We start from the raw sequence: 12,049 nt of genomic DNA, 5'->3' as shown, positions 1-12,049 counted from the left end.
TTGAATACAAGATTACCGATTTGCGGCGCTTACTGAAAAAATATACACAATCCCTGTAAGCCGGAGGGATGGATGCACAGAGGGACAAAAGTAAAAAAATAATCAAATATAACTACCGCGGGCTGAAGACCCGCATCTACCACGACAAAATCAAACTGTTTCACATTTCTGCCATTTTAATTTCCTTTGGCAAAATACTTTATTATCTCTTCTTTCTGCTTCTTATTTAGAAATTTCGCTTTTTCGTCATTGGATTCAACCGCTTTTAATAATTCTTCTTTTGTGCCAAAAACCGTATATATCTCCCTTTTGGTCTTCTCGCCAATGCCGGGAATATCATCAAAAACAGATTTAATAAGTTTTTTATCTGACAGTGTCATCTGATAAGTTATGGCAAACCTGTGCGCTTCATCGCGGACGCGCATTAACGGGAACCGCGCCGCGTCTGACAGGGCAATGCCTTCATTTTTACCGGGGAAAAAAACAAGTTCTTCCCTTTTGGCAAGTCCTATAACTGATACATCTTCCGCGCCCACCAGCAGCAGCGCCTCTTTTGCCGCATTCACCTGACCTATACCGCCGTCTATCAGTATTAAATCCGGAAAATCAATATTTTCCTGAATCATTTTACCGTACCTGCGCATTACCACTTCACGCATTGAATCAAAATCATCTATTTTGTGAACTGTCTTTATTTTATACCTTCTATAATTTTTTTTATCCGGCGCGCCGTTGTTAAACACCACGCAGGACGCCACCGTGTTTTCGCCGTGCAGGTGGGAAATATCAAGCCCGTCTATCACTTCGGGCAGTTTTTCAAGTTTAAGTTCTGTTTTTAAAGCTTCAAGCTGTTTTATAAATTCGCCGCTTGATTTATGCCTGGTCTCTTTTGCTTTTTCGTCCTGCTTTATTTTTTCGTGTATATTCTCCGCGGCCATTGATAAGAGAGAATCCCGCACCCTTTCGGAAATTTTAATTTTCTTTCCTGAAAACACCCCGTTAATAAGCACTTCAGTATCCGCCGCCCCTTTTCTTATGACAATTTCCTCCGGCAGCATCCTTCCCGCGGAATAATACTGTGCCAGGTAAGTTTCAAACGCATTATCTGACTTTGCTGCGTTTTCAAAAACATCGGCTTTTTTATTAATCAGCCTTCCGCGCCTTATGTTAAGTACGCAAAAATAATAAGTACCGTTCTGATACGCGTAATCAAAGACGTCGCACTCTGTTTTTTCAATCCCCACCACTTTCTGCTGAATGGATATTTCATCTATGGCCTTTATGGCATCACGTGCCTCTGCCGCCTGTTCATACTTCTGCGCGGCGGAATACTGCGACATTAAAACGCTTAATTTTTCCTTAACTGCTTCATAATTACCGTTTAAAAAATCAATTACCTCTTTTATCATGCCGGCATATTCCGCGTCAGTCACGTGCCTTATGCACGGCGCAAGGCACACGCCGGAATCATAAAACACGCACGGCCTTTTAAGCGGCTTTTCATCAAACGAATATGTACACTGCCTTGCTTTAAAGATACTGTATATGGCGCGCACCACCCGTTTGGTTTCAAGGGCGTAATACGGGCCAAAGTACAGGGCATTTTTGTCATCCATCATCCTTGTAACGTAAACTCCCGGATATTTTTCTTTTGTAACTTTAATATAGGGATATGATTTATCGTCCTTTAAAAGGATATTATATTTGGGTTTGTTCTCTTTAATCAGGGAGTTTTCAAGGAGGAACGCTTCCAGCTCATTTTTTGTCACCACATAGTCCATATCCATGACAAGCGAAGCCATTATCTGTGTTTTTAAATCTTTCTTTGAACCGCCAAAGTAAGACCCCACCCTGTCACGCAGGACTTTTGCTTTTCCTATATAAATAATGTCACTGGCAGCGTTCTTAAAAATATAAACACCGGGTTTTTGCGGTAATGCCTTTAATTTGTCTTTATCCATGGGAATATTATAACATATGGAAAGATGCTTGGATGTTTAGATGCTTGGATGCTTGGTAAATACCAAAATGTTAATAATCTTGCAGCTGCTGTAATATAAATAATTGACGGCCCGAAAATATAGTTTCCGTTCATCCAAGCATCTAACCTTCCAAGCTTCCGTTTTTAGTGTATACTTACTATGAAAGCTGAAACAAGGGGGTGAGGTTATGGCAACGGCAAAAAGTCCAAAAGTGAAAGTAATTCCTTTTTATCCGCATGCCAGATATGAAGCTAAAAAGATGCATCCGTGGGAAAAATTTACACCCGAACACGCGCGTGACATGCATGTAATTCACAACACTGACAAACACCACAACAAAAGCGGGTGGAGAAACTATTAGAGGGACGGATGGTCAGATGCACAGAGGGACAGAAGGTTAATTTTGGCAGACGCGGATCTTTAGCCCGCGGCAGTTGATTTTGGTTAATATTTATATATAGATTGTAGTATAGATGGTTATTGAATAATTTTGTATTTATAGAATATATGATAAGTGTTTATGGTTTAATTATCATTTTTTAGATTTAGACCTGCTTCCGTCTCTCTGTGCATCTGACCATCCGTCCCTCTGCCCTTACTGCACTTTCTCCATCTGTACTTTTTTGCCTTTAACCGTGCTTTCTTTTATCTTTTGAATAACAAAATCCACAATGTCATGTTCAAGTTCTATGTATGTATGAGAAGAACGTATTTCCACTTTTCCTATCTTTTCAGCGGTAATACCTGCCATGTCTTCAATTGCGTCTATTATGTCATGCACTTCAACGTTATCATCGCTTCCCACATTAATAAAAACGGTATCTGTGCCTGCTCCGCTTTTTTCAGGTAATTTCAAACTTTCCGCCCTGTTATGGTTTAAATCATCTTCACGCTTGTCAGTTAAGGACGCTATTTTTAAAAGCGCGGAGGCAATTTCCCTTAGACCGTAATTTTTCTGCAGCAGTTTTTCAATTTCAGCCGACTGCCTTTCAAGATTTCCCGCCGCAAGTTCTTCAAGAAGTTTTTCCATTACCCTGCCGGTCTTAATGTCAGAAGACTCGTCAAATGTAGGCACTTTGTCACAGCGTATCTGCACATTGGCATACTGCTCTATTTCATAAATTTTATTCCTTTCACTGCCATAAATAAAAGTCAACGCTCTGCCTTTTTTCCCCGCCCTGCCTGTCCTGCCTATCCTGTGGACGTAATATTCAATATCCTGCGGAATGTGATAATTAATAACCGCGTCCAGCCCTTTTATATCAAGCCCGCGCGCCGCCACATCCGTTGCCACAAGTATTTCTGTTTTTCCTTTTTTAAAACGCTCCATTACTTTTTCGCGCTGCTGCTGCGTCTTGTCGCCGTGCAGCCCTTCAGTGGTATAACCCATAAGTTTTAAACGCTCCGTCACACTGTCCACTTTATGCTTTGTATTACAGAACATAAGCACATTGTTAAATTCAAAAGAGTCCAGCACCCGCCCTATAGCGTCAAGTTTGGCGCCGCGTTTTACTTCATAATAACACTGATCTATACCGTCGGCGGTTAATACTTCTTTTACAACCGTGATATATTTGGGATCGTTCTGATACCGTTTTGTAAGTTTTAATATCGGCTCCGGCATTGTCGCGGAAAACAGGGCAGTCTGCCTGTCTCTTGGAATCTTTTCCAATATAAGAGATATATCTTCTATAAAACCCATATTAAGCATTTCATCCGCTTCGTCAAGCACAACAATTTTTACGGTGCTTAAATCAATATTGCCCCTGTTTATGTGGTCAATAAGCCTTCCGGGCGTACATACAATCACCTGTGCCCCGTATTTTAACTGCCTTATCTGGCGCTCTATGGGCTGGCCGCCGTAAATAGGCACGACTTTAATTCCTTTTACATATCTGGAAAATTTTATTATCTGTTCCGCCACCTGTACGCAAAGTTCCCTTGTGGGGCACATAACCAGCGCCTGCGTAAGGTTTGAATTAAGGTCTATTTTTTCGATAATTGGAATTCCAAAAGCAGCGGTTTTTCCGGTGCCTGTCTGCGCCTGCCCGATAACATCAAGGCCTTCCATCATATCGGGAATAGCAAGCGACTGTATCTGGGTAGCCTCTTCAAAACCCATTTCCCGGGCTGCTTTTTTTATCTCTGCAGAAATTTCAAGGTCACAAAATCTGACTGTCTTCAAATTTTCTCCTTTTTTACTCTTATTTCATTATTATAAGCCTAAAAAGCGGGACATTCAACAGATTAAATAGCAGACATAAAAAACCATAGGGACAGATACACAGATAGTCAGATATTCTGCTGAAACCAAGAATATTTATTCTGATTTTTTGTTCCGGATTTTCAACTTTAACCGGGCATCCAAACATCTAAGTGTCCAAGCATCTTATTATTTATTTTTCTTCTTGGTAGGTATCAAGATTATAAAAATTGTGGCTGCAAGTACGCCCGCCGCAAAAGTAACTTTCATCCATGTTTCGTGTATTAAAAAATGCGATGATACTGCCATCCCCACCCATGCACTTCCAATTCCCATTATTTTAGCGCGGACAGATATTCCCCTGCCTTCCATGAAATCCCTGACAAAACGCCCCAGAATTTTATGGTGAATAAGCCACTTGTAAAACGCATTGGAACCCCTTAGATACATGGCAGCCGCCACTATAAGAAAAGGCGCCGCCGGTATTATAGGCATTATAAATCCTATTATTCCCAGAACCGTAAACGCGTGGCCGGCGGCAATATACGCGTCTCTTTTATTGCCGCTTATCTTTTCCGCGGAAATTAAAAATATGGGATACTGCCTGTTATTCCTGTCAATTTTATGGACTGTTTTCAGCCTTATTCCGGTAAAACCCGCATCCGCCATAAGGTCAAATATTTCATCCCTGTCAAAACCAAAGTGATAGATACCGTTATTATCACCATGAAAAGTACCGTCTTCTTTTTCCAAATCCGCTATTGCAATACGGCCGTTTTCTTTAAGCGCGTTAAAAAGTTTTTTAAGCGAGCCCGCAATGTCTTTTATGTGGTGCATTGACATAGAGGAAAAAATCACATCATATTTTTCATTAAAACTGTCAAGCGTTTCAATATCCGCCTGCATAATTATTATATTGCCCGTTTGGGATTCTTCCGCTTTTTGTTTAAGATTATCAAGCATGGCAGCCGAAGAATCCACGGCTGTCACGGAATTTACAAACTGCGCGGTTTTAAAGGATATAAGGCCTGTTCCGGCTCCAAAATCCATGGCCTTATATGTTTTTTTTAATTTTACGCGTTTTAACATAGCATCAGCTATTACAGATGCCATTTCCAGGCGCGCCGCGTTATCCCAGTTTTCTGCTTTTTCCTTAAAATTATCCATTAATTCTCCCGGCTTTTATTATTGGCTTAAACAAATTATAGATACTTACATCCGTTAAATCAACATACAAAAAAAAAGAGGCGCAATATGCCGCGCCTCTGTATAGTTACAAGTCCGCCTGTTTATGGATTACGCTTTATTTTTTTAATTTTTATACCAAAACCTTTACTACCCGCCTTTAGGGCCGGCCCTTCTGTTCATGTGCTGACCGGCGAAACCCTTCATGTTTTTGAAGGAATTAGTCTGTTTAAAATGTTCCCACGGTTTTTCTTTCTGCATTTTCTTTACAGGTTCTGCCGTTCCGTCAGCTTTTACTTCCACAGGTTCCTGTTTCTTTTTATTTTTCACCATATAGCACCTCTTTTAACAGTTTTAAATATTATACTACATATTTGTTATTTTTTAACTTTGATTTAATAAGAAATAATCATTCCTGTTTTTACGCCGTCTGCCGAAATATTAACAACCGGTTTAAATGCATTGTGCAGCCAAAAGTAATCCAGCGCTGTATATGCAAGCGCCGCGCCTGCCGTGATTGTGGAGATAAGCACAAGGTCTTCAGCTGCGGTGACTTTTTCTTTTTCGTATTTTAATCTCCAATACTCCGCCTCATCAAGCTCGCCTAAGTTTGTTTTCAGCGCGTCGTAATCTGTTGCCAAAGTATTCTGCTGAAAAATTGCCATAACAGACGCTGTCACCAAAAGCGCGTCAGAAGACAAAAGCACCACCGGCGCCCACTGAAATTCCTGTACTGTCGTTTCTTCTGCAAACACAAACACAGAAATCAAAAACAATAAAACAAAAACAAAAATAGAAATTTTTTTCATTCGTTTTCCCCTTTAAATTATAAAATTAAATTTTAAACCCGAATTTTTTCTTTTTGCCTTTTTTTATATTTATCCCGCCCCTTATATCCTCTATCTTATCGCGCAGTATGGCGGCGCGTTCAAAATTAAGCGCGGCTGCCTCTTTTGCCATCTCTTCTTCCATTTTTTTCATCAGGTCCGCCCTGTCCGTGTATTCTATGTTAATCTCTTCTTCAGCGACAGGCACGGTGAAATAATCCATTTCATAAACGCTTCCCTGTATGGCTTTTATCTCTTTTACTATGCTTTTTGGCGTTATATTATTTTCTTTATTATAAGCCTTCTGCTTTGCACGCCTTCTTTCCGTTTCATTTATCGCGCGCCTCATGGAATCGGTCATATTGTCCGCGTACATTATAACCCTGCCGTTGACGTTTCTGGCGGCACGGCCGGTAGTCTGTATAAGCGATTTATCCGAACGCAAAAATCCTTCTTTGTCCGCGTCAAGAATGGCAACCAGCGACACTTCGGGAATATCCAGCCCTTCGCGGAGAAGATTAATACCTATTAACGCGTCAAACTTTTTCTCGCGCAGCTCCCTTATTATCTGAATACGCTCCAGCGTGTCAATATCGCTGTGCAGATATCTGCACTTTACCCCTTTATCTTTTAAATACGATGTCAGGCTTTCCGCCATTTTTTTTGTAAGCACGGTAACCAGCACACGTTCGCCTTTTTCAGCCCGGCTTTTTATTTCCGCCATCAGGTCATCCACCTGCCCGTCTGTCTTTCGTATCTCTATTTCCGGGTCAATAAGGCCCGTAGGCCTTACTATCTGTTCCGCTATATTATCCGTACCGGATTTTTCAAGTTCATAATCCGCAGGCGTGGCGGATACAAAAACCACCTGGTTCATCTTTTTTTCAAACTCTTCAAAGTTAAGCGGCCTGTTATCATAAGCGCACGGCAGGCGGAACCCGTAATCAATAAGATTTTTCTTGCGCGAATGGTCGCCGGCGTTCATACCGTGAAACTGCGGCAGCGTAACGTGTGATTCATCCACAAACATAAGATAATCTTCGGGAAAATAATCAAGCAGCGTATAAGGCGCGTCCCCCGGTTTTCTGCCGTCCATAAGGCGTGAATAGTTTTCAACACCCTTACAGTACCCCATCTCTTCAAGCATCTCTATATCATAGCTGACGCGCGATTTTAACCGTTCATATTCCACCGGCCTTTCTTTATAAAACTTAAGCCGGCTTTCCAGTTCCGCTTTTATCTGCTTAACCACGCCTTTCATCTTTTCCGGCTCCATTACATAATGAGTGGCGGAAAATACCGCTGTTCTGCGTATACGGTTAATCACATTTTTAGACACGGGTTCTATCTCTGATATTTTTTCAATCTCATCCCCGAACAGTTCCACCCTTATAGCCGTGGTGGAATAAGCCGGCCAGATTTCAACAATGTCTCCCTTTACGCGGAAGATTCCCTGCGTAAATTCAAATTCATTTCTTTGATACTGCATGCGCACAAGGCTTTCCGCTATTTCATTTACCGACATCCTGCCGCCCTCTTCCATAAACAGGCGAATATTTTTATAGTTTTCCGGCGAGCCTAATCCATATATACACGACACGGATGCCACTATAATAACATCCCTGCGGGTAAGAAGTTTTTGTGTGGAAGCCAGCCTTAATCTTTCAAGTTCGTCGTTTATGGCAGAGTCTTTTTCTATGAACATATCCCTGTGGGGGATATACGCTTCGGGCTGATAATAGTCGTAATAGGAGACAAAATATTCCACGGCATTGTCGGGAAAGAATTCCTTGAATTCCATGTAAAGCTGCGCCGCAAGGGTTTTGTTATGCGATATTATAATGGCCGGCCTGTTAAGCTGCTCTATGACCTTTGCCATGGTAAAAGTTTTGCCGGAACCGGTCACCCCAAGCAGGGTCTGAAATTTTTCGCCTGCCGCGATGGACGATACAAGTTTTTTAATCGCGGCCGGCTGGTCTCCCTGCGGGGAAAAATCTGATTTAATTTTAAATTTATCCATAAGCTCCTTAAACATAGCATATTAGCGTTTTAAGCAATTAAGCTATAGCGGAAACATAGCACTTTAGCGCCTTAAGCAATTAAGCAATAACGTAAGAATCTCTTTATCTTTTCCCGCTTCTGCTTAACTGATTATAGTAACATTTATTGTTATTTTTAAAATCAACTACCGCGGGCTAAAGACCCGCGTCTGCCAAATCCAAAACCTCAACCTTCCGTCCCTCTGTATTTATATTATTTAATCTTCCTGTACTTCGCAATCAGCGCGTTGGTGGAAGCGTCATGATTAAGTTTTGTTTCTGATTCTAAATCAGGCGCTATTTTTCCGGCAAGCACCTTTCCAAGCTGGACTCCCCACTGGTCAAACGCGTTTATTCCCCAGATAACAGACTGCGTAAACACACAGTGTTCATATAGCGCGATTAATTTACCCAGCGCTTCAGGTGTAAGTTTTTCCATCAGGATTGTGGTTGACGGTTTATTGCCTTCAAACACCTTGTGATTCACAAGATTTTCAGGGGTTTTTTCAGCCCTGACTTCATCCGCTATTTTTCCAAAAGCAAGAGCCGCTGACTGCGCGAACACATTTGCCATTAACAGGTCGTGGTGCTTACCTGTAGGATTAAGTGATTTTCCAAAAGCAATAAATTCACACGGGATAAGTTTTGTACCCTGGTGTATAAGCTGATAAAAAGAGTGCTGCCCGTTAGTACCGGGTTCTCCCCAGTATATGGAACCTGTCTGATATGTGACACGTTCGCCTTCATTGGTAACACTCTTTCCATTACTTTCCATTGTCATCTGCTGAAGATACGCGGGAAACCGTTTTAAATACTGTTCATACGGAAGCACGGCTATTGTTTCCGCGCCAAAAAAATCCGCGTACCAGATACCAAGCAGCGCCATAATAACAGGCATGTTATTTTCCAAAGGAGCTGTACGGAAATGTTCATCCATTTTATTAAAACCCGAAAGCATATCGCGGTAATTGTCCGCTCCCAGCGCTATCATGTTTGAAAGGCCGATTGCGGATGTCATGGAATACCTGCCACCCACCCAGTCCCAGAATTCAAACATATTCGCGGTGTCAATTCCGAATTTTGAAACTTCTTCCGCGTTGGTGGACAGCGCCACAAAATGTTTTGCTATGGCTTTATCATCCTTAAGCGCGTTTAATACCCACGCGCGGGCTGTCAGCGCGTTGGTCATTGTTTCAAGGGTTGTAAATGTCTTGGACGCCACGATAAACAGAGTCTCTTCAGGATTCAAATCGTGCGTGCATTCGGCGAAATCAGTGTCATCTATATTTGAAACAAAACGGAATACAAGGTTTCTCTGCGTGTATTTTTTTAACGCTTCATACGCCATAACCGGCCCCAAATCAGACCCGCCGATGCCAATGTTAACAATATTTCTGATTGTTTTCCCGGTGTAACCTTTCCATTCTCCCTTTCTGATTTTCTCTGAAAAAACGGCCATCTTATCAAGTGTGGCATGAACACCCGGCATTACATCCTTGCCGTCCACAATTATCTTATTGCCTTTGGGAGCGCGCAGCGCTATGTGCAGTACAGACCTGTCTTCTGTATTATTTATTTTTTCGCCTTTAAACATTGCCTCTGTTTTTTCCTTAAGTCCGGCTTCTTTTGCCAGTTTAAGAAGAAGGTTCATTGTTTCATCATTTACCCTGTGCTTTGAATAATCAAAATAAATTCCTTCGTTTTCAATTAACATTTTTTCAGCGCGCTTGGGGTCAAGTTCAAACATCTCCCTTAAATGAAGATTTTTAACTTTTTCATAATTACCTTTTAATTCTTTCCAGGCTGGCAATTTCACGGTCTGCGGCATTTTATTTCTCCTTTATATGTAATATAATTTTTTTTAATGGTTTTTTTTGCTGATAATTCAGCAGCTTCAGATATTATACGCGGAGCGGCTGCGTATCTGCCGTTCTACTTACCCTGCCTTTTGGCCACTTCCGCGGCTATCTGCTGAACTTCGGGATTCCCGCTGTATTTTTCCGATACTTTATTATAAATATGAAGCGCTTCCTTTAACATATTCTGGTTAATGTAAATGAATGCGGTTGTAATAAGCGAATCAAGAGTATCGTCGTTCACTTCAATATCTTCCCGCGGTTCCTCTTCGCTGTCTTCTATAAGTTCATCAAATTTGGATGAACCGCCTGAGGCCGCGGCTGCCACGGGCTGCACCACGGGCACGGTATTAACAGGCTGTTCTTCTTTTATTTCTTTTATTTCTTTAGCCGTTTCAAACGCGCTTTTTGAAAGGTTAGGTACGGCATAAGCTCCTTTTAAAGCGTCAGAAAGGCTTTTTTTCTTATCTTCTCCGTTAATCGGCTGTTTTTTAAGGTCTTCAATTTTAAACGGCTGCTGGACCGGTTCGTTCTTTATTTTTATCATCTTCTGTTCTTCCTGAACAGGAGCGGAAACCAAAGAAGGCTGCGGCGCGGGTTTTATTTCCTCTTCCGCCATTCCTTCTTTTGCTTTTTTCATTATATCTTCTTTCTGCTTGTTCCACTTGTCTATTGCTTCCCGTTTCAGTTTTTCAAGCAGTGTTTTCTTTTTTTCTTCCTGCTCTTTCATTATTTTCTGAACTTCTTCGGATTTAAGTTTTTCGTTTTTCTGCGCTTCATCCAGCTTTGTTTTAAGTTCCACCGCGGCCTTCTGAATTATTTCAAGTTCCATCTTTTCATATTCGCTCTGCATCCTTGCTTCTTCTTCAAGCAGCATCCGGGCGCGGTCTTCTTCTTCCTGCATTATCTTTTTATTGCGTTCTTCCACCGCTTTTCTTTTTGCCTCTTCCAGCTTATCTTTAGGCGAACTGTCAAGTTTTTCCCATATTTTTTCCCCGGTTGATTTGGAAGCAACAATGGAATACACCCTGTGCAGTTTGTCCCTTAGCCCCTTGTCATTAGGCGCGAGTTTAAGCGCGGTAATATAAGTTTCAACAGCTCCGTCATAATCCCCGTTGTCCAGGTAATTCTGCGCCATTATTTCAAATTTATCAACCAGTTCGTTTCCGGTGCCGGACGTCTTTGCCTTCATTTCATTTTCCATCTGTTTCATTTTAATGGATTTATGCCTGGCTTCGGCGTCATTTAATTCTTTCATTTTTATATTTATAGGATATTCTTCACTGTTGAAGTCAATTATGGATTCATAAATATTTCTGGCTTCTTCAAATTCGCCTTCCATCACTTTTTTTTCCGCGTCGCGTATCATAGTCCTTAACGCGGACTTAAGCTTATTTTTTACCCTGGGTTCTTCCGGAAAGGTTTTTATGACTTTTTTTATTATCCTTACGACTTTTTCATACTGAAGTTTTTTTTCATAGATGGAAAGCGCAGCTACATAACCGTCAAGCGCTTTAAGGGAATTACCTGTTTTGGAATATGAATCCGCCAGCATATTCAGTATGTTTACGTCTTCGGCGTCGGCACTGTACAGTTTTTCATACAGTTCAATGGCTTTTTTATACTCTTTATTCTGGTAGTAGCCGTTGGCAAGTTTTACGTAAAGCTTCTTTTCGTCCGCGTCCACTATCGCCTTCTCCCTTGATGCCGTCTCCCGCAATAAAAGTAATAAACGCTGAAATACGGGGCATTTTCAACCATTATAGTGATTATTATAATACAATAAGGGGATAAACTCAATTGTTAAAAACCGGAGGGACGGAGGGACAGAGGGACAGAGGGACAGAAGGACGGAAGGACGGAAGGACGGAAGGACGAAAGGACGAAAGGACGAAAGGACGAAAGGACGAAAGGACGAAAGGACGAAAGGACGAAAGGACGAAAGGACGAAAGGACG

At 41.5% G+C, this 12,049-nt stretch carries 9 protein-coding genes; 1 reads left to right on the top strand and 8 read right to left on the bottom strand.

The window, feature by feature from the left end:
* Positions 1 to 176 precede the first annotated feature (176 nt).
* Positions 177 to 1,961 carry an excinuclease ABC subunit UvrC gene (uvrC, locus tag JXR81_05235; GenBank protein MBN2754254.1) on the bottom strand — a complete coding sequence of 595 codons (1,785 nt, stop codon included), beginning with the start codon at positions 1,959 to 1,961 and terminating at the stop codon, positions 177 to 179.
* A gap of 208 nt (positions 1,962 to 2,169) precedes the next feature.
* Between uvrC and JXR81_05230 the strand changes: the two genes are divergently transcribed.
* On the top strand, positions 2,170 to 2,343 hold the full coding sequence (locus tag JXR81_05230; protein MBN2754253.1) for a hypothetical protein: 174 nt from the start codon (positions 2,170 to 2,172) through the stop codon (positions 2,341 to 2,343).
* A 234-nt stretch (positions 2,344 to 2,577) separates the two neighbouring features.
* Here the strand turns inward: JXR81_05230 and JXR81_05225 are convergent, their stop codons facing one another.
* The 7 genes from JXR81_05225 to JXR81_05195 all read right to left on the bottom strand — a co-directional run bounded on the left by JXR81_05225 (position 2,578) and on the right by JXR81_05195 (position 11,812).
* Positions 2,578 to 4,167 (bottom strand): DEAD/DEAH box helicase, encoded by a 1,590-nt coding sequence (locus JXR81_05225; protein ID MBN2754252.1) that lies wholly within the window; start codon positions 4,165 to 4,167, stop codon positions 2,578 to 2,580.
* Positions 4,168 to 4,374: 207 nt separating this feature from the next.
* On the bottom strand, positions 4,375 to 5,352 hold the full coding sequence (locus JXR81_05220) for a DUF454 family protein (protein MBN2754251.1): 978 nt from the start codon (positions 5,350 to 5,352) through the stop codon (positions 4,375 to 4,377).
* A 168-nt stretch (positions 5,353 to 5,520) separates the two neighbouring features.
* On the bottom strand, positions 5,521 to 5,703 hold the full coding sequence (locus tag JXR81_05215) for a hypothetical protein (protein ID MBN2754250.1): 183 nt from the start codon (positions 5,701 to 5,703) through the stop codon (positions 5,521 to 5,523).
* A gap of 62 nt (positions 5,704 to 5,765) precedes the next feature.
* Positions 5,766 to 6,179, bottom strand: a complete 414-nt coding sequence (locus JXR81_05210; GenBank protein ID MBN2754249.1) for a hypothetical protein — start codon at positions 6,177 to 6,179, stop codon at positions 5,766 to 5,768.
* A 25-nt stretch (positions 6,180 to 6,204) separates the two neighbouring features.
* Complete coding sequence (uvrB, locus tag JXR81_05205; GenBank protein ID MBN2754248.1) at positions 6,205 to 8,217, bottom strand: excinuclease ABC subunit UvrB; 2,013 nt, start codon at positions 8,215 to 8,217, stop codon at positions 6,205 to 6,207.
* A gap of 233 nt (positions 8,218 to 8,450) precedes the next feature.
* Entirely contained in the window at positions 8,451 to 10,064 is a 1,614-nt protein-coding gene (gene pgi / locus JXR81_05200; GenBank protein MBN2754247.1) for a glucose-6-phosphate isomerase, read from the bottom strand.
* 104 nt (positions 10,065 to 10,168) lie between these two features.
* The gene (locus JXR81_05195; GenBank protein MBN2754246.1) at positions 10,169 to 11,812 is read right to left on the bottom strand and encodes a tetratricopeptide repeat protein; all 1,644 of its coding nucleotides are present in this window, start codon (positions 11,810 to 11,812) and stop codon (positions 10,169 to 10,171) included.
* Positions 11,813 to 12,049: the final 237 nt, after the last annotated feature.

Source organism: Candidatus Goldiibacteriota bacterium (assembly GCA_016937715.1).
Lineage (GTDB): Bacteria > Oederibacteriota > PGYV01 > PGYV01 > PGYV01 > PGYV01.
This window is presented reverse-complemented; position numbering and strand designations above follow the sequence as displayed.